This is a genomic window from Bradyrhizobium zhengyangense (assembly GCF_022012555.1).
GTDB lineage: Bacteria > Pseudomonadota > Alphaproteobacteria > Rhizobiales > Xanthobacteraceae > Bradyrhizobium > Bradyrhizobium zhengyangense.
Genome location: NZ_JAKLTZ010000004.1, coordinates 372,967 through 396,188 on the forward strand (window position 1 = coordinate 372,967; position 23,222 = coordinate 396,188).

The following is a 23,222-nucleotide window of genomic DNA, read 5'->3' on the forward strand; positions in this document are numbered from 1 at the left end:
AAAAAGTAGCGTTACTCCCGCAGCGTTGCATACCGGCTTTAGAACCGGCTTGTTTGCAAATTTTGTGGGCAGCTGCCGCCACAGATGAAGGCAGCCGCCAAGGTCGATTTAGGTGAGGAAGATCGCCATCAGAATCACGATCAGCGCGACCGACGCCGTGCCGTACTTCACCAGCTTGATGAAGCCCTCGTAGGTCTGCTCGTGAGCAACGTAGTCGTTGCCGTCGGCGGTGCTGTACGCAACTTCGCTATGATCTGCCATGGATGTCCCCAGTCGAAAGTCGAATTCCTCGGCTGGGATACCTTAAACCTTCGGGCAGGGCAACGGCGCCAAGGCGCGGTTTTCCAGCAAATAGGCTCATTTGGAATCCCGATTATCGCGGATCCGGCGCGCGGAATTTGCTTTGCTGAACCGGGGTTCAACAGATGCCGCGCGGCAGCCCTGCCCTAAATCCAGGCATTCGCGCCCTTCAGCCCATCGCCTCCAGCTCGTCGATCATCCCGGCGATGACGCTCAGGCCCCCATCCCAGAATTTGGGATCCTTGGCGTCGAGCCCAAAGGGCCGCAGCAGCTCGGAATAATGCTTGGTGCCGCCGGCGGCGAGCATGTCGAGATAGCGCTCGGCAAAGCCCTCGGCCGCGTTCTCGTAGACGGCATAGAGCGAGTTCACCAGGCAATCGCCGAACGCATAGGCGTAGACGTAGAACGGCGAATGGATGAAGTGCGGGATGTACATCCAGTAGTTCTCGTAACCCGGCTTGATCTCGATCGCCGGACCCAGGCTCTCGCCCTGCACCGACAGCCAGAGCTCGCCGAGCCGCGTCGCGGTGAGCTCGCCGTTCTTGCGCTCGGTGTGGACGGCACGCTCGAACGAATAGAACGCAATCTGCCGCACCACGGTATTGATCATGTCCTCGACCTTGCCGGCGAGCAACGCCTGGCGCTGCTTTGCATTCTTGGTCTGGGCAAGCAGCCGCTTGAACGTCAGCATCTCGCCGAACACACTCGCGGTCTCCGCCAGCGTCAGCGGCGTCGGCGCCATCAGCGCGCCGTTCTTGGCGGCCAGCACCTGGTGCACGCCATGGCCGAGCTCATGCGCAAGCGTCATCACGTCGCGCGGCTTGCCCTGGTAGTTCATCAGCACGTAGGGGTGCGCCGACGGCGTGGTCGGATGCGAGAATGCGCCGGGCGCCTTGCCCGGACGCACCGGCGCATCGATCCAGCGATCGGTGAAGAAGCGCTCGGCGATGTCGGCCATCTTCGGCGAGAAGCCGCGATAGGCCGTCAGCACCATGTTCCGTGCATCGGGCCAGCCGATGACGTCGGTCGCCGCGAACGGCAGCGGCGCGTTGCGGTCCCAATAAGCCAGTTTCTTCTTGCCGAACCACTTCGCCTTCAGCGCGTAATAGCGATGCGACAGTTTTGGATAGGCCGCGCGGACCGAGGCGACCAGCGCATCCACCACTTCGCGCTCGACGCGATTGTTCAGGTGGCGGGAATCCGCGACATCCTTGAAACCGCGCCAGCGGTCGGAGATGTCCTTGTCCTTGGCGAGCGTGTTGGTGATCAGCGCAAAGGTGCGCTCATTGGCCTTGAAGGTTTTTGCCAGCGCTTCCGCCGCAGCCTTGCGCTTGGCGCCGTCGCGGTCCTGCAGGAAATTCAGCGTCGGCTCGATCGCGAGTTCGTTGGCGCCGACCTTGAATCGCAGGCCCGAGATGGTCTGGTCGAACAAACGGTTGAACGCGGAATAGCCGGTCTGCGCCTTTTCCAGGAACAGCTGCTCGAGCTTGTCGTCGAGCTGATACGGCTTCTCCTTGCGCAGATCCTCGATCCACGGACGATAATGCGCGAGTTCCGGGGTTTGCATCGCGCGAGTCAAAATATCGTCATCGATGCGGTTGAGTTCGAGCGCGAAGAACAAGAGATGCGTCGAGGCCGCCGTCAGCCGCTCGGAGACGTCGCCGTAAAACTTTGAAATCGCAGGGTCCACGCTGTCGCCGGCATGGACGAGACCGGCATAGGAGCCGAGACGGCCGGCGAGATCGTCGATCGCTTCATAGCGTCGCACGGCCTCCGCGAGCCATTTTCCGCCATCTTCGTTTGCTGTGCCTGTTGCGAGCTTGCCCTTGTAGTCGGTCTCGAACGTGACGCAATCGGCATCCATCGTTTCGAGATCGCGCGCCACTTCCGGCGCGTCGATCCCGGAATAGAGATCGGCAAGGTTCCACTCCGGAAGCTTGCCCGTCTTGCTCGCAGGCTTCGCGGAGGACTTTGCCTTGGGTGCCAATTTCTTGACGGCGGATTTCTTGGCGGCGGGCTTACGAAGAGCAGCGTTCTTTGTGAGAGCAGCTTTGGAGCGCGAAGTCATTGTGTGGGAAACCTGTGTTCAACAATCGCGACGGTGGGCGGGGGCATCAAGGTTTAAGAGTGCGTTAATCGGCTTCGGCCAGAGTGACCCGATTCGAGACAGATAGTAGTAGCGTGCGGGGAGCACCATGGCTGCCAGTATTTTGATCGCCGACGACGACGCCGTAGCTCGCCGCCTGGTCGAGAACATGGTGCAGAAATGCGGCTATGAGACGGTCGTCGTCGAATCCGGCGACGCTGCGATCGCCACCCTCACCGGCCCCGACGCACCCGCGATCGACGCGATGATCCTCGATCTCGTGATGCCCGGCCTCGACGGCATGGGCGTGCTGGCGAAAATCCGCGAGGCGGGCCTCAGCGTGCCCGTCATCGTGCAGACCGCCCATGGCGGCATCGACAACGTGATCTCGGCGATGCGCGCCGGTGCGGCCGACTTCGTGGTCAAGCCGGTCGGACTGGAGCGGCTCCAGGTCTCGCTTCGCAACGCGCTGAATGCCTCCGCGCTCAAGGGCGAATTGCAGCGCATCCGTCACAGCCGCGAGGGTCGGCTGACCTTCTCCGACATCATCACGCGCGCCGAAGCGATGGCGCCGGTGATGCGCGCGGCCCAGAAGGCGGCAAACTCGTCGATCCCCGTACTGATCGAAGGCGAGTCCGGCGTGGGCAAGGAGATGTTCGCCCGCGCCATCCATGGCAGCGGCGAGCGCAAGGCCAAGCCGTTCGTTGCGGTCAATTGCGGCGCGATCCCCGACAATCTCGTCGAGTCCATCCTGTTCGGCCACGAGAAGGGCGCCTTCACCGGCGCGACTGAGCGGCATACCGGCAAATTCCTCGAGGCTCACGGCGGCACGCTGTTTCTGGACGAGGTCAGCGAGCTGCCGCTGACCGCGCAGGTCAAGCTCTTGCGCGCACTGCAGGAGGGCGCAGTCGAGGCCGTTGGTGGCCGCAAGCCCGTGAAGGTCGACGTCCGCATCATCTCAGCGACCAATCGCAAGCTGCTGGACCGGGTCAAGCAGGGCCATTTCCGCGAAGACCTGTTCTATCGCCTGCACGTGCTGCCGCTGACGATCCCCTCGCTCAGGGCCCGCCGCGAGGACATCCCGCATCTGCTCAGGCATTTCCTGGCGCGTTTTGCCGCCGAGGAGAACCGCGCGATCTCCGGCGTCACTGGCGAGGCCGTGGCCCATCTCGCCCAGCTCGACTGGCCCGGCAACATCCGCCAGCTCGAAAACGCTGTTTACCGCGCGGTGGTGATGAGCGAGGGCGACCAGCTCGGCCTGGACGATTTCCCGCTGCTGGCCTCGCACCCGCATTCCGCGACGGAGATTCCGACCGCCCCGCTGATGATCGAGCCGATCGCGGCGCCCCCGGTGGTATCGGGTAGCGAAATACCCATCGCACCGCTGCCCCTGGCAGGATCCCTCTCCATGTTGACCCCGACCGGCGATGTTCGTCCGCTCGAGGACATGGAGAGCGAGATCATCCGCTTCGCGATCTCGCACTACCGTGGACAGATGTCCGAGGTGGCGCGCCGACTCAAGATCGGCAGGTCCACGCTGTATCGCAAACTCGACGAAGCGGGGGGTCCCGGACATGGCGGGAAAAGCGGCGAAGAGACGCACTGAACCTCATGCGAATGGCAGTTCGCGCGCATTCGTGAGGCGTCCGCAACCCGTTGAATTACGGCAAAATTCGGCTCCGGCCGGAACCGTGACTTGGAAGTGACAGACAGCGGGAAAAGCGCGGGGCAAAGCCGCACAATCCGTTGCAAACAGACTGTCTTGAAGTCAGTTTGTCGTGAGTTTCCCGGGGTAGCGCTAGCTGTGAAAACGGGGCCTGTATATCGTCTGCGTATGAATCGTTGCGTGCAGGCGTGTAACTTTCGAGAGGCCGGCGCGATTTAGCCGAAGCTCAATTAGGCGATAACGAAAGCTGTTCCACGAGGGACAGCTCACCCGAGGGGTGCGATACAATGCGTGACTGTTTGAACCACCGTGCAGGCTTTGACCGCGTTCTGGCGGTGGTCGCAGCGACCTTCATCACGGTGTCGGCCGGCTCGGCGCTGGCACAGGATCAGGCGCGCAGCAGCGCTGCCGAACTCGCGATCGAAGCTGCGATCCCGCGCCCCGAGCCCGCAAACGTTCCGCCCCCGACCGCATCCGACATCAAGCTCGACACCACCGCCACAGTTCAGGACGCTCCGAAGGATGCGGCCAAGGAGCCTGTGAAGGCCGAAGCCGCTCCAGCCGCAGAGAAGGTCGAAACCAAACCTGCCGACATCGCCACGACGCCCGCCGCCGAGGCGCCGAAGAGCGAGACGGCTACCACCGAACCTGCCAAGACCGAGCCCGCTAAGACCGAGCCCGCCAAATCTGAAGCGGCCAAATCTGAGCCCGCCAAATCTGACTCGGCAAAGGCTGACACCGCAGCCGCGCCATCGGCCAGCCCCGCTGCTCCGGCGGCGGCAGCCGCAACTCCGGCCGCCGAGCCGGTGAAGGCCGCGAGCAACGTTCCCGCCGCCGACCAGCCGGTCGCCGACAAGATCAAGGACATCCTCGGGTCCAAGACCTCGCGCCATTTCGACCGCAAGAACGAACGTGCCGCCGCCGAGAAGTTCTACGGCGCCCGCGACTTCGCGCCGGTCTGGACGCAAGCCGGCAGCCTGACCGCTGCGGCCAAGGGCGTGATCGCGCGGCTGAAGGATGCGGCCTCCGACGGTCTCAATCCGGCCGACTATCCGGTGCCGGACTTCGTCGCCGCCACGACGCCCGATGCGCTCGCCGATGCCGAGCTGAAGCTCACCGCCAGCATGTTCGACTATGCGCGCCAGGCGCAGAGCGGCCGCATGCACTGGTCCCAGGTCAGCGCCGATATCCTCTATCCCGAGCATCCGGTCGATCCGAGCGAGGTGCTCACCAAGGTCACGACCGCAGCCGACGCCTCTGCCGCGCTCGACAGCTACAACCCGCCGCAGAAGCTCTACAAGGAGCTGAAGGCGCAGCTTGCCAAGCTGCGCGGTCAAGGCGACGGTCCGGTGATCGAGATCACCGACGGCCCTGCGCTGAAATACACCCCCGCCAAGGGCAAGAAGCAGGCGGAAATCGTCGCGCAGGACCCGCGCGTGCCGCAGCTTCGCGCCAAGCTGGGCATCACCGAGAACGCCAGCGACGACCATTATGACGCAACGGTTGCCGAAGCCGTGCGCAAATTCCAGGACGGCGCCGAGATGAAGGCGACCGGCGTGCTGGATGCGCCGACCGTGAAGGCGCTGAACAGCCCGAAGCGTGACAGGCAGATCGACACCGTGCTGGTGAACATGGAGCGCTGGCGCTGGCTGCCGCGCGACCTCGGCGTCCCCTCGCTCGGCGATGCCTATGTCATCCTCAACATTCCCGACTACACGCTGAAGGTGATGCAGCGCGGCCAGCAGGTCTGGACCACCCGCGTCGTCACCGGCAAGCCGGGCCAGCACGCAACGCCGCTGCTGACCGAGACGATGAAGTACATCACGGTCAACCCGACCTGGAACGTGCCGCCGTCGATCGTCTATGGCGAGTATCTGCCGGCGCTGCAGCAGGACCCGACCGTGCTTCAGCGCATGGGCTTGAAGCTCGAGCAGAACCGCGACGGCTCGGTGCACATCTCGCAGCCGCCCGGGGAAGCCAATGCGCTCGGCCGCATCCGCTTCAACTTCCCGAACAAGTTCCTGGTCTACCAGCACGACACGCCGGACAAGTATTTGTTCGCCAAGGACGAGCGCGCCTTCAGCCATGGCTGCATGCGCGTGCAATATCCGGATCAGTACGCCTCGGTCCTGCTCAACATCGCCATGCCGAACGAGCACTACACCCCGGAGCGCGTGCGCGGCATGTACGGCTCGGGTGAGGTCGACCTGAAATTCCCGACCCCGATCCCGGTCAACATCACCTACCAAACCGCGTTCGTGGACGACGGCGGCAAGCTGCAATTCCGCAAGGACGTCTATGGCCGCGACGCGACCATGATCAACATCCTGAAGAACAGCCGCGGCAAGGACCTCGAGAACGTCGTCGCCCATTCGCAGCCGAGCTATTCGCGCCCGGCAACGACGCTGCCCTCGGGTGTAGCGATCGCCAACAATGGCGGCTCGTCCGGGTTGAACTTCTTCGAGCGGCTGTTCGGCGGCGGCGCACCGGCTCAGCCGCCGGCTCCGGTTGGCCGCCGGCAGCAGCGGGTCTTCACCCGCTGAGCCGCGGCCTGCCCTCAATCCCTGAAATTCTTCAATAAAATCAGCGACCCTTTCCTCTGGATAGGGTCGCTTAACGTTAACCATTCTCCACCCGAGTTCGGGCGGCTGGCGTTTTTTCGCCACACTCAACCGGTTAGGATTGTAGTCTGACTTGGTTTGGGGGCGGGAAGGTCAACCTCGGATTAACCTTCTCGCTTTAAGAAAGCGTTCATCCTCTTTCGCGCGCTAACGGGGTTGGCGGGAGAGTCCATTTTGAACGCTCGTCGACTGGGTGGGCTCATTCGTGCTGACTGGTTTCGCACGCAAATTCGCTGCGTTGTCGCTGTCCCATGCGGGAGTGAAGGTCGGATCTCGGATCGGCCTCGCTTCGCTGGTGCTGTTTGCGGCTGCCGGCTCGGTCCATAACGCCGCGGCGCTGAACGAGACCAAGACGCTCTCCTTCCACCACACCCATTCGGGCGAAGACCTTACGGTCACCTTCAAGCGCGACGGCCGCTACGACGAAGCCGCGCTGAAGACGCTCAACCATTTCCTGCGCGACTGGCGCACCCAGGACGAGACGGTGATGGACCGTCACCTGTTCGACATCCTCTGGGAAGTCTATCGCGACGTCGACGGCAAGCAGCCGATCCAGATCATCTCCTCCTATCGCTCCCCCGCCACCAACGCCATGCTGCGCCGCCGCTCCTCGGGCGTGGCGCGCTTCAGCCAGCACATGCTGGGCCATGCGATGGACTTCTACATCCCGAACGTTCCGCTGGAGCAAATCCGCTTCGCGGGCCTCCGCCTCCAACGCGGCGGCGTCGGCTTCTACCCGACCTCCGGCTCGCCCTTCGTGCATCTCGACACCGGCAGCATTCGGCACTGGCCGCGCATGACGCATGACCAGCTCGCCCGCGTCTTCCCCGACGGGAAGACGGTGCATCTGCCAACCGACGGTGTGCCGTTGAAGGGCTATGAGCTGGCCAAGGCCGAGATCGAGCGTCGCGGCGGTGGCGACGATGGCGCCGGTAAGCCAGGCTTCTTCGCCGCCCTGTTCAAGAGCAAACAGGCTCCGGCAGCCAGTGCCGACGAGGATGACGAGGGCGCTCCCGCCCCGGCCGCCAAGCCCACCGTGGTCGCCGCCGCAAGCAAACCCGCCGATCCTGTGCCGACGCCGCGCGCCAAGCCGTCGGTCGCCTCCGCCATCCAGCTCGCCTCGGCCGATGCCCAGCTCGTTGCGCCGCCGAAACCGAAAGCTGAGCCGAAGCCCGAGCCCGTGGCTGACAAGCCGGCAGCCCGCAAGTTCGAGTCCCCGGCCGACATCATCAATGCCCGCGGCTTCTGGGATACTCCGGCCGCGCCGCAGCAAGCGACACCGGCGCAGATTGCAGCACTCAGGGCGCGCCAGGCGCTGGCCGCCGCGACCGATCCGCAACCGACCGCGAGCGTCTCCAACGCCGCCTATCAGGCGCTGGCCTTTGCGCCCGCTTCCGCCTCGCCAGTCGACCGCTCCCGCGTCGTCGCCGCCTCGGCGCCAATCCCGCACGGCGTGCGTGCGGCGTCCGTCGCCCGCAACGCTGCGCCGGCCACCGAGATCAACACCGTCGTCGGCAAGAGCACCGAAGGGATGATCGCAACCGCAACGCGGCTCTCCGCGGCCAAGGGCGAGAGCATCTGGCTCAAGATCGTGATGCTGTCGCCGAGCGCCAGCCGGGCGATGTCTGTCACGCTGATGGGCGAGCTCGATATGGCTGCGATGCGCGCTTATTTCGTCAAGCCGCAGGCCGTGGTCGCAATGGGCTTCACCGACGATCCGATGCATGGCCTGTCCTGCGACGGTTTCTCGGGCAGCGCGACCACGAAGATCGAGACGACGTCCTTCGTCATGCGCACGGCCGCGCTGCGCTAAAGGCCGATCGCCTAAAGCGGGATGGGGTTAGGTTGAATCGATTTGGGATTCCCAAATCAGTGGGTTTCTGATTCACCATGCTGGCTGGAAGGAGGCCAGCATGGATGGGCAAGCCTTATTCTCTGGATCTTCGCAAGCGTGTCGTAGCCGCGATCAAGGGCGGGATGTCCCGCAACCAGGCGGCCAAGCAGTTTGGGGTCGCGATCAGCACAGCGATCGGCTGGATGCAGCGGGTCGAGGAGACTGGTAGCGTCGAGCCTGGCCAGATGGGCGGTCACAAGCCGAAGGCGGTTTCGGGAGACCACGCGGATTGGCTGTCGCAACGGATCAAGGATGGCGATTTCACCATACGGGGCCTCGTTGCCGAGCTTGCGGGACGTGGCCTGAAGGTCGACTACCATTCAGTGTGGGATTTCGTGCACGCCGAGAAGCTCAGCTTCAAAAAAAAGCGTGGCGGCTGGCGAACGCGATCGACCCGAGGTCGCGCGGCGGCGAGCCCAGTGGACAAAATATCAAGGCCGCGTCGAAGCTGAGCGGCTGGTCTTCATCGACGAGACCTGGACGAGGACCGATATGGCGCCCTTGCGGGGATGGGCGCCGCGCGGGAGCAGACTTCACGCCAAGGTTCCCCACGGCCGCTGGAAGACCATGACCTTCTTGGCGGCCCTGCGCCATGACCGGATTGATGCGCCATGGTTCATCGAGGGGCCGATCGATGGCATGAGCTTTCGCACCTATGTCGAGAAAGTCCTTCTGCCCGTCCTTCGACCTGGCGATATCGTCGTCTTGGATAATCTCGGCAGCCACAGGAGCAAAGCAGTTCGCCAGCTCATCCGCTCCGTCGGCGCCAAGCTCTTCTTCCTGCCAAAATACTCGCCCGACCTCAACCCGATCGAACAAGTCTTTGCCAAGCTCAAGCACCTGCTCCGCAAAGCCGCGGCGCGAACCGTCGACGCGGTCTGCGCCGCAATCGGCCATGCACTCGATGCCTTCACTCCTGAGGAATGCGCCAACTACCTCAAAAATTCAGGCTATCGAACTTAATGCCATCACGCTTTAGCGCGCCCTCTTTCCCCGCCGATCCAGATGATAGGTCAGCGCCAACGACAGGCAGACCGATAGCGCCTGCTTCGGCAGTTTGCCGGCCACCGGCAGCAACAGAGCCCGGGTCTGCCGATATTCGAACTGATCGGGAAAGCGCTCGCGGAAGGTGTCGACGAGCGTCGTCTTGCAGTTGAACAGAATGGCAGCGTGGTCGGAGTCCTTGAGGCGGCCGAGCCGGATGGTCGAACCGCTGCCTGTCTCATCGGTCAGGTAGGCAGGCTCGCCCCATTTCAGCGTCTCGGTGAGACGGCCGACATTGTCATCCGCCGCCGCGATCGCAAAAATCAGGTCGCGCACCTGGAACAGCCGCTTGCCGATCGGCGCCGGAAGAGCGCCGAAGGCACTGATCACCTCACGCGGCAGCGGCGGCGCAGTCACTGACGTCTCCGTTCACAAACGAAGTGCAACAGCCGCGATTTGTAGCCCGAGTGACGTCGGAGGCGCAAACGCCTCAGATCATTCCCAGCGCCTGCATATAGGTCTCGAGAATCGTCTCGGCCTCGGCGCGCTCATTGGGGTCCTGCTTGCGCAGGCGCACGATGGTGCGCAGCGCCTTGACATCGTAGCCGTTGCCCTTGCTCTCGGCATAGACGTCGCGGATGTCGTCGGAGATCGCCTTCTTCTCTTCCTCCAGCCGCTCGATGCGCTCGATGATGGATTTGAGCTGGTCCTTGGCAAATTTCGTCGCGGGCTCGTCGTCGCGGACGGCGGCGGAGGTGGCCATCTTGGTACTCCCAATGGAACTGGCAAAACGAGGTGACGCCGGCATCCACCGCGCGTGCTGGGTAGACCCTTAGGGTTGACGCCGTCAGCGTTCAAGCAAGCATCGCGCTCGTCCACAGCGCGCCCACACCTTCCTGCAGGTGAGCAAAGAAAGCTGTTGTGTGGTGCGACTCAGGCCGCGGCGCGGACAGTCCCCCTCAATGATTGTGGGGATGGACCTTCTTCATCGCCTCGATCTGTTCGGCGGTGGCCGTGCCCTGGTACTTCGCCTTCCAGGTCTCGTAGGGCATGCCGTAGACGGCTTCCCGGCTCGCATCCTTGCTCAGCGCGACGCCTTGGGCGTCCGCGGCGTCCTTGAGCCAGTTGGACAGGCAGTTGCGGCAGAAGCCGGCCAGATTCATCAGGTCGATGTTCTGGACGTCGGTCCGCGTCTTCAAATGATCGACCAGGCGCCGGAAAGCGGCCGCCTCGAGCTCCGTTCTGGTTTTGTCGTCAATGGCCATGGCTGGATTCCTCGGCTGCGCCCTTGATGGTGGTCACCCTTACGGGATCAGGTGGGGTCCTGTCACAGATTTTGCCATATCGCGGCGCAAACGGCCGCTGGGCCAACAAATGGGCACGTCCCCGGCCCCTACGCCAAATCGTCAATCATCTGGTATACGTTCCGCGACAATGATCGCCGAATCTCCCCGCTCCCCCCTTCGCCTGCTCGCCCGGTTGGTCCCGGTGCTGGCGGTTGGCTTATTGTGCCTCTGGGCCAGCCCGGCCTCGGCCGACTTCCGCCTCTGCAACAACACCTCAAGCCGGGTGGGCATCGCGCTCGGCTACAAGGACGCCGACGGCTGGACCACCGAAGGCTGGTGGAACATCTCGTCCCGCTCCTGCGAGACCCTGCTGCGGGGAACGCTGGTCGCCCGCTACTATTACATTTACGCGATCGACTATGACCGCGGCGGCGAATGGTCGGGGCAGGCTTTCATGTGCTCGCGCGACAAGGAATTCACCATCCGCGGCACCGAGGACTGCCTGGCGCGCGGCTATGACCGGACCGGCTATTTCGAGGTCGACACCGGCGAGCAGCGGGCCTGGACGGTGCAGCTCACCGACGCCAACGAGCAGCCTTCGACGCAGCCGCGCGTCCCCGGCATGCCCGGCCCTGTGGGTCCTGGTGGCGGCGTTCCGGGTTTGCCCAATAGTCCGCCCGGTGGTACGCCCCCCGCGGCACCTGGCCTCCCGCCAACTCCCTCGTCACCACCGTCTGGAAATAAGCCATGAGGCGCCTTCGCCGTATCAAGATTCTCGCGACCCTTGGACCTGCCTCTTCGGACCTCGCGATGATCCGCCGCCTGTTCGAGGCTGGCGCCGATGTGTTCCGCATCAACATGAGCCACACTCCGCATGACAAGATGCGGGAGCTGGTGGCGACGATCCGCAATGTCGAGAGTAGCTACGGCCGTCCGATCGGCATCCTGGTCGACCTCCAGGGCCCGAAGCTCCGGCTCGGGGCATTCGCCGAAGGCGCGGTGCAGCTCCAGAACGGCCAGACCTTCACGCTCGATTCCGACAAGACGCCGGGCGATGCCACCCGCGTCAACCTTCCCCATCCGGAGATTCTGGCCGCCCTGCGGCCCGGCCACGCGCTGCTGCTCGACGACGGCAAGGTGCGGCTGATCGCGGAAGAGACCACCAAGGAGCACGCGGTGACGCGCGTCGTGGTCGGCGGCAAGATGAGCGACCGCAAGGGCGTCAGCCTGCCGGACACCGACCTGCCGGTCTCGGCGATGACGCCGAAGGACCGCGCCGACCTCGAGGCGGCCCTCGTCACCGGTGTCGACTGGATCGCGCTGTCCTTCGTGCAGCGCGCCGACGACGTGATCGAAGCCAAGAAGATGATCCGCGGCCGCGCCGCCGTGATGGCCAAGATCGAGAAACCGCAGGCGATCGACCGTCTCGCCGACATCATCGAGGCCTCCGACGCGCTGATGGTGGCGCGCGGTGACCTCGGCGTCGAACTGCCGCTCGAGCGCGTGCCGAGCCTGCAAAAGCAGATGACGCGCATGGCGCGCCGCGCCGGCAAGCCGGTGGTGATCGCGACCCAGATGCTGGAATCGATGATCCAGTCGCCGGTGCCGACCCGCGCCGAGGTCTCCGACGTCGCCACCGCCGTCTATGAGGGCGCCGACGCCATCATGCTGTCGGCGGAGTCGGCGGCCGGCAAATTCCCGGTCGAGGCGGTCTCGACCATGAACCGCATCGGCGAGGAGGTCGAGCGCGACCCGATCTATCGGGACGTGATCATGGCCCAGCGCCCCGCGCCGGAATCCACCGCCGGCGACGCCATCGCCGATGCCGCCCGGCAGATCGCCGAGACGCTCGACCTGCCCGCCCTGATCTGCTGGACCAGCTCCGGCTCGACTGCGGTGCGCGTGGCGCGCGAGCGGCCGAAGCCACCCATCGTGGCGATTACGCCGAACATCACGGCCGGGCGCCGGCTCGCGGTGGTCTGGGGCGTGCATTGCGTGGTGGCTGAGGATGCGCGCGACCAGGACGACATGGTGAACCGCGCCGGCCAGATCGCGTTCCGCGACGGTTTCGTCCGCGCCGGACAGCGCGTGATCATCGTCGCCGGCGTGCCGCTCGGCATTCCCGGCACCACCAACATGGTGCGCATCGCCTCGGTCGGCCCGGAGGGCGAGGCGAATATCTAAGGCGGCCGGCAGGCCGCCGACCAAAAAGCGAAAACAACCCCATGCACAGTAGCGGGCTGGTCTAAAGCGCGATGAGATTGGGTTGAATCGTCATCGCGCTTTAACTCCTTGTTTGAGCATGATCTCCGCGCAAACGCGTTCCGCTGGTGTCGCGAGGGAAAACCGCTTCACACTTTCCCGGATCATGCTCTAAAGCGTGATGAAATTAGGTTTGGTCGGCGGTCCGTGTTTCACCTCTCCCCAACGGGGAGAGGTCGGATTGCTATGGCGCGCAATTGCGCGCCTGAGCAATCCGGGTGAGGGGCCGCGGCGCACAGTGAGACTGTAACCCCTCACCCGGATCGCATCTTACGATGCGATCCGACCTCTCCCTGCGGGAGAGGTGACTCGAGTTCTTGGCACGCATCGATTCATCCCAATCGCATCGCGCTTTAGCGCTTGGTCTTGTGGATCACCATCCTGCCCCGTGAAGCAATGCCCTCCCATTCGGAGGACCAGCTGACTTCCGAGCTCGAGGATCTCCCGACGCCCTTGTGATCCCAAGCGCCCTGCAGCGCAAACAGGGCGCCCTGGGGGTCGACGCATCGCACGATCCAGCCGCCATCGGGCAACTCGATCGGCTGGTGAAGGACCCGGCCCCCGCCGGTCATGACCCGCCGGGCTGCGGCGCCGATGTCCTCGACATTGAAGTAGTGAAGCCAACAGGCGTTCGCTACGCTCGGTAGCTTGGTGAGCATGCCGCCGATCGTCTGCCCGGCTACCGAAAACAAATCATACACGCTTGCCGGATCCAGTTCGGCGGAGGCCTGTCGCCAGCCGAGAACCTTGCCATAAAATGGAAAAACCGTGCGTCGGTCTTCAGCCAGCAACTCGTGCCAGCCCACGCGCCCGGGCTGATACGACCCGCTCGTTTGCATCAGGCCAAATGCCAGCCGGCTGACCAACGCAAACGTCGCTCCTTGCGGATCGGCGACCACCGAAATGCGGCCGATGTTGCTGTCGGTCGGAGACACCAGGATGGCGCCTCCCAGTCGGAGGATCTGCGCGACCGTCGCATCCATGTCATCGACGCCGACGTAGCCCAGCCATCTCGGCGTTGCCCCCATCCGTACTCCCTCTTCGGGGAGATCCATGAGCCCGACGACCGGAGCAGCACCCGCCGTCAGCAGCGTGTAGGCAAGTTCCGGGCTCGACGCATCCTTCACGGCCCAGCCGACAATTTCGGCGTAAAAGGCAGCTGCCGACGGCACATCCGTCGTCAGAAGCTCATACCAAACGAAGCGTCCAAATTGATCGGCCAAGCTCGCCTCTCCGGTTGAGCTCCCTGACGATTGCGCACCGCATCACGGCCGTCCATCGATATCGACGAAAAATTACAGTGATGTCATTCATGAAGATGAATGCGTGCGAACGGGCCCATACTCTTTTGTGTATCCGCGAATCTTGCCCGCCCTTTTTGCTCGGCGTAGGATCATCAGCGAAGATCGGACCTGAAGCCATGGAGGATGCGGCCATGCGGCGGACGAGACAAGCTTCGAAAAAGAACAGCAAGACCAAAACCGCAATGCCGGCGCTCGGCCTCGCCGGATTGACGTTTTCGCTGGCGGGAAGCGCGGCAGCGTCCGCGTTGCCGACAGGCGATGTTCAACAAAGGCCGAACTCCAATTCCGGTCGGTACACGGCGCTCAGCGAAGAAGAACTCGCCGACGTCAGCCTCGCTACTTTTCATCTGGCCTACGACAAGAAAGAACTGAGCCATGTGCTGCTGGCTCGGGGATGCGGTGGTTGTCGCGGCTGCGGAGGCTGCAGAGGGTGTGGTGGCTGCAGAGGTTGCGCAGGTTGCCGAGCCTGTCGCTGCGGCGTCGGTTGCGGTGGCTGTGGCGGCTGCGGCGTTGGCTGGATCGGCCTGCCGTTGCCAGTGCCGGTAGCTTGCACGGGATGCTGCGCATCATGGGGGCGCTGCCGCTGGTGCTAGGCCAGAGCATCTGACTCGACATCGACATGATGCAATTTCATTGGCCGGGCTCGCACACGACCCGGCCAATTTGCTTTCGTCGCCACCGCGTTCGCTTCGTCTCCCTGCTCGGCTTGCCGATGGCGAACGAGTGTGTTCCAACTCATGTCAAGAAATCCGGTAGCGCTCGGCACAAGTCGGGCCAGCAAGACGTTCGTCGTACACCAACGACCGAACATGGCGGAAACAGGATCAGCGTGCGCCCCCGATGACAATCAAGCGAAAGAGCCGCACCGCGAAGCCGACCCGCAAGACCGTTTTGCGTTTCGCGCCAAACTTCACCGCCTACCTGCTTCCTCCCAATGTGGTCTGTCTCTATTCAGAGAACCGCAAATTTTTCCTGCATGGTGATCTCTATTACGCAGTGGCGAGCGCGATCGGAAAGAATGGCCGTGCTGCCCAGGATATCATCCGCCAGCTCTCGAAACACTTTCCCGTGGCCGAGATCGAGGAAGCGATCCGGCGTCTGCTGGAGCGCCGCTACGTCGTCAGCGGGGCATCGCACGCGAGCCCCGTTGATGGATATTGGGCAAGCCTCGGCCTGCCTGCCGAAATCGCCGAAGAGAACCTGCGCAACTGGCCGGTGCGGGTGGAATCGATCGACGTCAAGGGTGCCAGCGAGTTGAGCGCGGCGTTGACCAAGCTCGGAGTTCAAATCGCCAAGCGGTCGCCCAAACTCATCGTCACGCTTGTGAACGATTATCTCGAACCGACGCTCGCCGAATTGAACGGGGAACGCGTCACCGACGGAACGCCCTGGCTGCTGGTTCAGCCCTCCGGCGTTTTTCCATTGGTGGGGCCGGTGTTCAAGCCGGGCGAAAGCGCCTGCTGGACCTGCCTGCACGATCGCATGATCCGCAATCGCGAGATCAAGGGATTTCTCGATCGCGGGGCGGCGCAAGCGGTCGCAACATCGCCCCTGGTCAGCGAGAGTGTCGGACAGACCGGGGTCCACTTCGCTGCCATTGAAATTGCAAAGGCGATCGCCTCCGGATTTCGCACTGATCTCAGCGATCACATCGCAAGCGTCGACCTCACCGGGGCCGCCATCGCCAAGCACTACGTTGCGAAACGTCCGCAATGCGCGACCTGTGGCAGCAAGAAATTGAGGAATCCGCGGCGGGCGGCAGCGCCGATCGAGATTGCCGAAGGCAGACGGCTCGTCATGACCAGCGGCGGATACCGCACCGTGACGTCGCGGGCCACCGTGGCGCGGTTCCGCAAACACGTCAGCCCGCTGACCGGCGTGGTATCCAGGCTCGAGCGGATCGAAGCCGATCTGCCGATGAACACCAATTTTTTCGCTTACCATAATTTCTCTGCGCCGGCGTGGAATGTCGACCAACTCAGGTCCGGCCTGAGCGGCGGCAGCTTCGGCAAGGGCTCCACGGCCGAGCAGGGCGAGGCCAGCGCGCTGATGGAGGCGATCGAACGCTATTCCGGCATTTTCCAGGGTGACGAGATCAGGACGACGCGACGCTTCGCCGATTTCGCTCCCGGTGAGGCGCTTCTGCCAAACGACGTCCAGTTCTTCAGCGACCTGCAATTCCAAAACCGGCATATCCCTCTGCCCGACGATTCACATCCGGTTCCCGAGCCGTTCGATCCCTCGATGAAGACCGAATGGTCGCCGGTCTGGTCGATGCGCGACAAGCGGTTCAAATATCTTCCGACTGGCCTCTTGTATTTCTTCTATGGCGGCTTCCACACGGATTCGAACGGTTGCGCAGCCGGCAACACACGCGAGGAAGCCATCGTTCAAGGCTTCCTCGAACTGGTCGAACGCGATGCCTACGCGATCTGGTGGTACAATCGCGTGCAGCGTGCGGAAGTCGATCTCGCAGAATTCGAGGATTCCTACGTACGGGATCTGCAGCGCCAGTTTGCCGATGCGGGACGCCGGCTTTGGGTCCTCGACATCACCAGCGATCTCGGCATTCCCTCTTATGTTGCGATCATGCACTGGATGCAAAATGGGCACGAGAACATCGAGTTCGGGTCCGGTTCGCATTTCGATCGCCGCATCGCCCTGCTGCGTTCGCTCACCGAGCTGACTCAGTTCATGTCGATTGGCTTGATGGACGGCGGAAGCGGCGAGAAGCCATCGCTTGACGGTGTCACGCCGCTGCGGCTCGACGATTATCCGTTCCTGATCCCGAGCGACAATCCGGTGATCCCGCCGGCGCCTGATATCAAGCTTCACGACAATACGCGCGACCAGGTCAATGCCTGCGTCGAGATCGCGGTCCGCGCCGGATACGACTTCCTCGTGCTCGACCAGACACGACCCGACGTCGAGGTCCCCGTCGTCAGAGTGCTTGTCCCGGGCTTGCGGCATTTCTATCGTCGCTTCGGGCCCGGCCGGCTTTACGATGTGCCGGTGAAGCTTGGGCTGCTGGACCGCCCACGCCTGGAAAGCGAACTGACCCCGTTCCTGCCGCACACTTGAAGGCTGCTTCCGTGCGCACCTCCCGGAAAAAGCTGGCCAGGAAAGTCGCATTCGTCATCGCCGCCCGGCTGAACGGCCGTTTCTCCCTGCATATGCAGGCCGACGGAAGCGTTGCCGCCGTGTCCGGCGATACTTCGCTCAACCTCGGACAATACAGCCGCGCGGCGATCGAACGCGCAGGCCCCCTCGCCACCGGCTTGCCGCTCGCCTCCCTTCCCGGCAGAAGTATCGTCGCAAGGCAGGTTCATGCCCTGGTGCAGCGGCTGGCGCGGCACGGGCTCCTCGACTATCGCCTGTTCTCGCCCCGTGACGCGCGAGACGTGGTCGTTATCGAGCCACAGATCGCGGAATACTGGCCGGAACCCGCAAAGCTGTCGAACGGCGATACTCTCGCCTTGTCGCGCTTCGCCTATCTTCGCCGGCGCGACAACGAGATGGTGCTGGAATCGCCGCGCGCCGGCGCGCTGTTCCGGATTTGCGATCCCGCCATCGCCGCCACGCTCGCGGCCCTGTCGCGGCCTCAGAAGATCAGCAACCTTCGCAGGCAGGCGGCCGCGCTGGACATTGGTCTGCTCGGATTGCTGCTCAGCAGCGGGATGTTGATCAAGCTCGATACGAAAGACAGAGACGGCCTTCGGGTCAACGAAGGCGACGGCAATCTCGTTCTCTGGGATTTCCACGATCTCGTATTTCACACGCGGAGCACGGAGGGCCGGCATACCGATCCGGTTGGCGGCGCGTACGCCTATGCTGCCGCCGTTCCGCCGCTGCCCGCGCTGCGCCCGCCTTGGCCCGGCAAGTCGGTCTCCCTCGACAAATTGGCCCTGCCCGAGCCGGCGTCGCCGTTCGTGCAGTTGCTCCGCGCGCGCCATTCGACGCGGGATTTCGACGATCGGAATCCCGTCACGCTTCCCGAGCTTGCGCAGTTTCTCGGCGCCACGGCCCGCGTGTTGTCGGAATGGAAGAGCGGCGCCGATGTCGACGGCGGCTCCGAGGTCACCTACACCTCACGACCGTATCCGGCGGCCGGCAGTGCGTATGAGCTGGAGCTGTATCTGGCGGTCTCCAACTGCGAGGGTCTGGCGCGCGGATTTTACCACTACGACGCCGGAGGCCACGCGCTGGTCACGCTCGATGCCTCCCCCGAGCAGCTCCGGGCGCTTCTCGCGGCGGCCGAGTTTTCCATGGACGCATCCGGGCCGCCGCAGGTCCTGATCACGATCGCTGCACGCTTCGGGCGGATCTCCTGGAAATACAGCTCGATCGCATATTCGCTGGTCCTGAAGGATGTCGGCTGCATGATCCAGACGTTCTACCTTGCGGCGGCCGATATGGGCCTTGGCGGCTGTGCCATCGGCACCAGCAATATTGATCTGTTTGCAAAAATGACGGGGCTCGAATTCCACGTCGAGGGACCGGTTGGTCAGTTCGCGCTGGGACGCAGCGCGCACCGGTCGATCCCGGGCTAGAGCCTTTTTGCGATCGGCTCAGCCCGCAGCCCCGACCAGCGCCTTGGTCGTCGGCAGCAGCGTCTGCTGCACGACGAGACCACGCGCGCGGGCGTCCATGACGCCGACGGCGCGCAGCGCCAGCAGCGTCACGGTCTGGACAGCGTCGCGCATCTTGGCGGGGTCTTCGAGATTGTCAGGCGCGAGCGGACCGACCAGGGCCTCATGCAACGCGCCGAGCAGCGCGGTTGCGGCGAGCGCGGTGTCCTGCGCCGGCAGATGGCCCGCGCGGACCGCAGCGTCGATCCGTGCGGCGATCTCGCCCGCGATCTCGCGGCGGCTGGCCAGCCTGGAGGCGCTGACATCGACATCGACGGGCTCGGCCAGGATGCCCCAGGCGAGTCGCCGCTGCGACAGGGTATGGACGGCCACCGTGGTCACGGCCGCCGCCAGCGCCGAGGACGGTCCCGGCGCGGCATCGGCCGCCCGCCTGATGGCCGCGAGCTCGTCACGGGAGACTTCGGAAATCAGTTCGGAGATCAGCTCGGCCTTGGAAGGGAAGTAGCGGTAGACGGTGCCGGCCGCCACATTGGCCCGGACGGCGACCGGCGCGATCTGCACCGCCGCCATGCCGCCTTCGGCTGCGGCTTCCCTTGCCGCCGCCAGGATCGCGCTGCGCCGAGCCGCAAGGCGCTTAACCACTTGATGCGTCCGCCGATAAACCATGGCGCGCTTCCTGTCCCACCACGCCTGCCGCACGCCCCGCGGCCGAACGCTTCGTCACCGAATTCGCTGCAAATCGCCCCGCAAGGACTGAACAACTATTCAGGGGGGATGACAAGCAGCAAATGCGTCATGCGTCACGCCTGACCTCACTTGCGTCGCTGCACTGCAAACCGCTCAAATTGCAGGGAATTCATTGGTAAACGGCTGACCACACTTCTTACCGCGGTCTTAAAGCCGGCCAGCGACTGTGGCTGCGATCCAACCCGGTGCAGCATGGTCGATACGGACGCCAAGACCGCCTGGCAGCTCTTCCATTTGAACTGGCTTCCCATCGTGTTCATGGGCAGCCTGCTGACGCTCGGCCTTGATGTCACTGGCCTCAGGCTCGAGCCTGTCGCCTACGGCACGACGCTGGCAATCGCCGCGCTCTTCGTCGTCATTGCCTATCGCCACCGCATCGGCAAAGGCGATCTCGCCGATCCGAAACTGATCTTCTCGCTTGGCACGATCGGTCAAGTGATCATCACCTGCGCCATCGTCGGGCCGCTCAGCTACGTCGCGGGCAAGATGGGCTGGCCGCTGCAGGATCAGGCGCTGCTCGCGATCGATCGCGCGCTCGGCCTCGATCCCGAGCCGATCGCGCGCTTCGTCAACGATCATCCCTGGCTCGCCGACATCCTGTCGCGCAGCTACGGCCTGATCAAATGGCCCCTGCTCGCCATCCCCATCGTGCTGACGCTGACGGCGCGCTACGTGCGGCTGCAATTGTTCATGCTGGCAATGAGCCTTGCGCTCGCCATCACCATCGCGATCTCGGCCCTCGTGCCGGCGATCGGCACCTATTACGCACTGCAATTGCCCGCGGCCCACCTCCCCGACATCAACACCGCCATTTACGCCGGGCAGTTGCGCGACATCCTGGGCTTACGCGACGGCAGCCTGCACGAGATGCAATTGTTCAAGCTCTCCGGCATCGTCTCGTTTCCGAGCTTCCACGCCGCATCCGCCGTGCTCTACATGTGGGCGCTGTGGCCGGTGCGGCGCATCGGCGGTGCTGCAGCGGCCCTCAACCTCATGATGATCGCGGCGACGCCTGTCATCGGCGCGCATTACATCGTCGACGTCGCCGGCGGTGTTGCGCTGGCGGCAGCTTCGATCTGGGCCGCGAAGGCCTATCTGGAATGGATGAACCGCACGGCGCGGGTCTCGGCAGCGCCGGCTACATCGGCGGTGTGGCAGCCGAGTCTTGCGGAATAAGCGCGCGAGTAGCGCCGCGATCAATCAAATCCACAGCTCTCGTAGGGTGGGCAAAGGCGCGTAGCGCCGTGCCCACACTCTCTTTGCAATCGCGAAAAGTGGCTCCCGCTTCCTCGTCATTGCGAGCGCGGCGAAGCAATCCGGCAATCCCTCCGTGGAGACAGCCTGGATTGCTTCGCTGCGCTCGCAATGACGCGGGGGATACGCCGTGCCATCTACTTGACGTGGGCATGCTTCGCTTTGCCCCACCCTACGAAACCTTCAACGCAGCGCCCCCCAAACGAAAAGAGCCCCGTCCGAGGACGGGGCTCTCTGAACTCTGAATTCGTCTCAGCTTACTTGAGGCTGGTCGAGATCGAGCCGAACTTGGTGTTCAGCGTCGAGCCGAGGTTGTTGACGACGGTGATGATCGCCAGCGCGATGCCGGCAGCGATCAGGCCGTATTCGATGGCGGTGGCGCCGGATTCGTCCTTCACGAAACGCGAAACGAGGTTCTTCATAGACTGCTCCAAAAGATACACGAGGCTTCAACTGGTCTGGTCTGGTTTCTTCGGCTTCCCAGCGCCGCCTGACCATGGAACCGAACGTAAGGGCAAAGAATTGCGCCGCAGTTAATTCGACTGCGCAAACAGAGAAGGGTCTACACGTATTCGCCGATGGTAAACCGAAATCTAAAACAATCGGTTAAATTGCGCGGAAACAATGCCGCGCCAGACGCGATCGCCCCGCCGATTTACTGGAAGTTATGACCGCCGTGGTCCAATGCCGCCCGCTCGGCCAACGCTCCCAAGAACAACACGAGGCGGCATGTCGCTTTCCTTCACCAACAGCATCACCGTGCAGAGCCGCGCGCGAGCGCTGGTGCCGCTGTGTGTCGGCGCGGGTGCCTATCTCTTCTTCCTTTATGTCGGCGACACGCTGCTTCAGGACTCCGACTCGTTCTGGCAGATCAAGATCGGACAGTGGATCCTCGATCACCACGCCCTGCCCTACACCGATTTCTATTCGTTCACGCGGCCAGGGGAGCCCTGGATCTCGACCTCCTGGCTGTCGCAAATTCTGTACGCCATCACCTACGCGCGATGGGATTGGGCGGGGCCGGTGATCCTCACCGCGCTCGCGATCGCCGCCTCGGCCGCGATCTTCGTTTACCTGCTCGACGCCCATCTTGAAATTCCGCGCTCGGTTCTGTTCGCGATGCTGGCAGTGCTGCTGTCGCTGCATCACATCCTGGCGCGGCCGCACATTTTGGCGCTGCCGGTGATGATCGCATGGGTCGGCGTGCTGATGAACGCGGCCGATCGCAAGGTGACGCCGTCCTGGGTCTGGCTGCCGCTGATGTCGCTGTGGGCGAGTTTGCATGGCGGCTTCGTGCTCGGCCTCGCGCTGATCGGCCCGATGGCGCTCGAAGCCATCTGGACGCTCGATTCGGCCAAGCAGATCCGGCTTCTCGGACGCTGGTTCCTGTTCGGCGTCGCCGCGATGCTGGCTGCCTGCGTCACGCCCTATGGCTGGCGGACGCTGCTGGGCGCCACCAACATCCTCAACCTCGGCGAGCTGCTCTCGGTCATCTCGGAATGGATGCCGGCGAATTTCGCCTCCTTCTCCGCGTTTGAAGGCGCGATTCTCGGCCTGATCGCCCTCGGCCTGTTTCGCGGCCTCACACTGTCGGTGCCACGCATTCTGCTGATCCTGCTGTTCACCTGGATGGGCCTCACCCATGTCAGGAGCATCGAGGCCTTTGCCTTCCTTGTGCCGCTGGTGCTGGCAAAGCCGCTGGGCGAGAAGTCGCCGCTGCCGCAGCTCACGCAAGGCACCGAGAGCGGAGCCGCGCGCTATGTCACGGTGATGGGGGCGCTGATGATCGCGGCCGCGGCTTGGACCTCGACCTCGATCTACATGTCGCATCACCGCTTCACATTCACGATGAACCAGACGCCGGTTACCGCGGTCGACCTGCTGCAGCAACGCAAGGCGCAGCGCATCTTCAATGCCTACCAGTTCGGCGGCTACCTGATCTCGCGCGACATTCCTGTTTTCGTCGACGGTCGCGCCGAGCTCTATGGCGAGAAGTTCGTGATGGACTTCTTCAAGGCGATCGAGGTCAAGAAGCTCGATAACCTGACGCGGCTGCTCGAAGAGTACAAGATCGACGCCACGCTGCTGGTCGCCGACAGCCCCGCCGCCCAGGTGCTCGATCACATCAAGGGATGGAAGCGGCTCTATGCCGACGACATCGCCGTGATCCATGTGCGGGATGACGAGGCGAGCACGGGCGAGACGCCCATGCCCGCACACTCAAATTGA

General features: G+C 63.7%; 18 protein-coding genes. 10 read left to right on the forward strand and 8 right to left on the reverse strand.

Annotation, left to right across the window (positions count from 1 at the left end; genetic code table 11):
* Nucleotides 1–108 precede the first annotated feature (108 nt).
* Both L6639_RS17330 and L6639_RS17335 read right to left on the reverse strand, forming a co-directional pair.
* Nucleotides 109–261, reverse strand: a complete 153-nt coding sequence (locus L6639_RS17330; protein WP_018317799.1) for an aa3-type cytochrome c oxidase subunit IV — start codon at nt 259–261, stop codon at nt 109–111.
* Between the two features lie 208 nt (nt 262–469).
* Nucleotides 470–2,368, reverse strand: coding sequence for a M3 family oligoendopeptidase (locus L6639_RS17335; protein ID WP_237862938.1), 1,899 nt, complete (start codon nt 2,366–2,368; stop codon nt 470–472).
* 127 nt (nt 2,369–2,495) lie between these two features.
* Here L6639_RS17335 and L6639_RS17340 point away from each other — a divergent pair, with 127 nt between their 5' ends.
* The 4 genes from L6639_RS17340 to L6639_RS17355 all read left to right on the forward strand — a co-directional run bounded on the left by L6639_RS17340 (nt 2,496) and on the right by L6639_RS17355 (nt 9,530).
* Nucleotides 2,496–3,992: a sigma-54-dependent transcriptional regulator gene (locus tag L6639_RS17340; protein ID WP_237862939.1), complete on the forward strand. Its 1,497-nt coding sequence runs from the start codon at nt 2,496–2,498 to the stop codon at nt 3,990–3,992.
* Nucleotides 3,993–4,339: 347 nt separating this feature from the next.
* Nucleotides 4,340–6,595: a L,D-transpeptidase scaffold domain-containing protein gene (locus L6639_RS17345; RefSeq protein ID WP_237862940.1), complete on the forward strand. Its 2,256-nt coding sequence runs from the start codon at nt 4,340–4,342 to the stop codon at nt 6,593–6,595.
* Nucleotides 6,596–6,878: 283 nt separating this feature from the next.
* The gene (locus L6639_RS17350) at nt 6,879–8,486 is read left to right on the forward strand and encodes a peptidoglycan L,D-endopeptidase MepK (RefSeq protein ID WP_237862941.1); all 1,608 of its coding nucleotides are present in this window, start codon (nt 6,879–6,881) and stop codon (nt 8,484–8,486) included.
* A 104-nt stretch (nt 8,487–8,590) separates the two neighbouring features.
* Nucleotides 8,591–9,530 (forward strand): IS630 family transposase gene (locus tag L6639_RS17355; protein ID WP_377803134.1). Its coding sequence is split into 2 segments (ribosomal slippage): nt 8,591–8,926 and nt 8,928–9,530, totalling 939 coding nucleotides; the frame shifts between segments, so codons are not numbered across the junction.
* A gap of 12 nt (nt 9,531–9,542) precedes the next feature.
* On the opposite strand, the gene L6639_RS17360 is transcribed toward L6639_RS17355, so the two are convergent.
* The 3 genes from L6639_RS17360 to L6639_RS17370 form a co-directional block, all read right to left on the reverse strand.
* Entirely contained in the window at nt 9,543–9,968 is a 426-nt protein-coding gene (locus L6639_RS17360) for a DUF1801 domain-containing protein (protein ID WP_237862943.1), read from the reverse strand.
* 73 nt (nt 9,969–10,041) lie between these two features.
* Nucleotides 10,042–10,314 (reverse strand): DUF2312 domain-containing protein, encoded by a 273-nt coding sequence (locus tag L6639_RS17365; RefSeq protein WP_008546273.1) that lies wholly within the window; start codon nt 10,312–10,314, stop codon nt 10,042–10,044.
* A gap of 196 nt (nt 10,315–10,510) precedes the next feature.
* Complete coding sequence (locus tag L6639_RS17370; RefSeq protein WP_237862944.1) at nt 10,511–10,816, reverse strand: DUF1244 domain-containing protein; 306 nt, start codon at nt 10,814–10,816, stop codon at nt 10,511–10,513.
* Nucleotides 10,817–10,985: 169 nt separating this feature from the next.
* Between L6639_RS17370 and L6639_RS17375 the strand changes: the two genes are divergently transcribed.
* Nucleotides 10,986–11,588 carry a DUF1036 domain-containing protein gene (locus L6639_RS17375; protein ID WP_237862945.1) on the forward strand — a complete coding sequence of 201 codons (603 nt, stop codon included), beginning with the start codon at nt 10,986–10,988 and terminating at the stop codon, nt 11,586–11,588.
* Nucleotides 11,585–13,021: a pyruvate kinase gene (gene pyk, locus L6639_RS17380; RefSeq protein ID WP_237862946.1), complete on the forward strand. Its 1,437-nt coding sequence runs from the start codon at nt 11,585–11,587 to the stop codon at nt 13,019–13,021. Before L6639_RS17375 ends, pyk begins: the two co-directional genes overlap by 4 nt.
* Nucleotides 13,022–13,452: 431 nt before the next feature.
* Here pyk and L6639_RS17385 read toward each other — a convergent pair whose 3' ends face one another.
* A complete protein-coding gene (locus tag L6639_RS17385) occupies nt 13,453–14,322 on the reverse strand; it encodes a VOC family protein (protein WP_237862947.1) in 870 nt (289 codons plus the stop codon).
* A gap of 921 nt (nt 14,323–15,243) precedes the next feature.
* Here L6639_RS17385 and L6639_RS17390 point away from each other — a divergent pair.
* Both L6639_RS17390 and L6639_RS17395 read left to right on the forward strand, forming a co-directional pair.
* A complete protein-coding gene (locus L6639_RS17390) occupies nt 15,244–17,484 on the forward strand; it encodes a TOMM precursor leader peptide-binding protein (protein WP_237862948.1) in 2,241 nt (746 codons plus the stop codon).
* Between the two features lie 92 nt (nt 17,485–17,576).
* Nucleotides 17,577–18,953: a SagB/ThcOx family dehydrogenase gene (locus tag L6639_RS17395; protein WP_237863344.1), complete on the forward strand. Its 1,377-nt coding sequence runs from the start codon at nt 17,577–17,579 to the stop codon at nt 18,951–18,953.
* 18 nt (nt 18,954–18,971) lie between these two features.
* Here the strand turns inward: L6639_RS17395 and L6639_RS17400 are convergent, their stop codons facing one another.
* Nucleotides 18,972–19,658, reverse strand: a complete 687-nt coding sequence (locus tag L6639_RS17400) for a helix-turn-helix domain-containing protein (protein ID WP_237862949.1) — start codon at nt 19,656–19,658, stop codon at nt 18,972–18,974.
* Nucleotides 19,659–19,931: 273 nt separating this feature from the next.
* On the opposite strand from L6639_RS17400, the gene L6639_RS17405 reads away from it, so the two are divergent.
* Nucleotides 19,932–20,915, forward strand: coding sequence for a phosphatase PAP2 family protein (locus L6639_RS17405; RefSeq protein WP_237862950.1), 984 nt, complete (start codon nt 19,932–19,934; stop codon nt 20,913–20,915).
* 335 nt (nt 20,916–21,250) lie between these two features.
* Here L6639_RS17405 and L6639_RS17410 read toward each other — a convergent pair whose 3' ends face one another.
* A complete protein-coding gene (locus tag L6639_RS17410) occupies nt 21,251–21,415 on the reverse strand; it encodes a Flp family type IVb pilin (protein ID WP_057757281.1) in 165 nt (54 codons plus the stop codon).
* A 307-nt stretch (nt 21,416–21,722) separates the two neighbouring features.
* Here L6639_RS17410 and L6639_RS17415 point away from each other — a divergent pair, with 307 nt between their 5' ends.
* Nucleotides 21,723–23,222: a hypothetical protein gene (locus L6639_RS17415; protein ID WP_237862951.1), complete on the forward strand. Its 1,500-nt coding sequence runs from the start codon at nt 21,723–21,725 to the stop codon at nt 23,220–23,222.

What these genes read in the sequence shown, in the direction of transcription:
- L6639_RS17405 (WP_237862950.1), top strand. Translation starts at nt 19,932, where the DNA reads ATGGTCGATACGGACGCCAAGACCGCCTGGCAGCTCTTCCATTTGAAC.
- L6639_RS17375 (WP_237862945.1), top strand. Translation starts at nt 10,986, where the DNA reads ATGATCGCCGAATCTCCCCGCTCCCCCCTTCGCCTGCTCGCCCGGTTG.
- L6639_RS17330 (WP_018317799.1), bottom strand. Translation starts at nt 261, where the DNA reads ATGGCAGATCATAGCGAAGTTGCGTACAGCACCGCCGACGGCAACGAC.
- L6639_RS17395 (WP_237863344.1), top strand. Translation starts at nt 17,577, where the DNA reads ATGCAGGCCGACGGAAGCGTTGCCGCCGTGTCCGGCGATACTTCGCTC.
- pyk (WP_237862946.1), top strand. Translation starts at nt 11,585, where the DNA reads ATGAGGCGCCTTCGCCGTATCAAGATTCTCGCGACCCTTGGACCTGCC.
- L6639_RS17335 (WP_237862938.1), bottom strand. Translation starts at nt 2,368, where the DNA reads ATGACTTCGCGCTCCAAAGCTGCTCTCACAAAGAACGCTGCTCTTCGT.
- L6639_RS17410 (WP_057757281.1), bottom strand. Translation starts at nt 21,415, where the DNA reads ATGAAGAACCTCGTTTCGCGTTTCGTGAAGGACGAATCCGGCGCCACC.
- L6639_RS17415 (WP_237862951.1), top strand. Translation starts at nt 21,723, where the DNA reads ATGTCGCTTTCCTTCACCAACAGCATCACCGTGCAGAGCCGCGCGCGA.
- L6639_RS17345 (WP_237862940.1), top strand. Translation starts at nt 4,340, where the DNA reads ATGCGTGACTGTTTGAACCACCGTGCAGGCTTTGACCGCGTTCTGGCG.
- L6639_RS17370 (WP_237862944.1), bottom strand. Translation starts at nt 10,816, where the DNA reads ATGGCCATTGACGACAAAACCAGAACGGAGCTCGAGGCGGCCGCTTTC.
- L6639_RS17340 (WP_237862939.1), top strand. Translation starts at nt 2,496, where the DNA reads ATGGCTGCCAGTATTTTGATCGCCGACGACGACGCCGTAGCTCGCCGC.
- L6639_RS17365 (WP_008546273.1), bottom strand. Translation starts at nt 10,314, where the DNA reads ATGGCCACCTCCGCCGCCGTCCGCGACGACGAGCCCGCGACGAAATTT.
- L6639_RS17400 (WP_237862949.1), bottom strand. Translation starts at nt 19,658, where the DNA reads ATGGTTTATCGGCGGACGCATCAAGTGGTTAAGCGCCTTGCGGCTCGG.
- L6639_RS17390 (WP_237862948.1), top strand. Translation starts at nt 15,244, where the DNA reads ATGACAATCAAGCGAAAGAGCCGCACCGCGAAGCCGACCCGCAAGACC.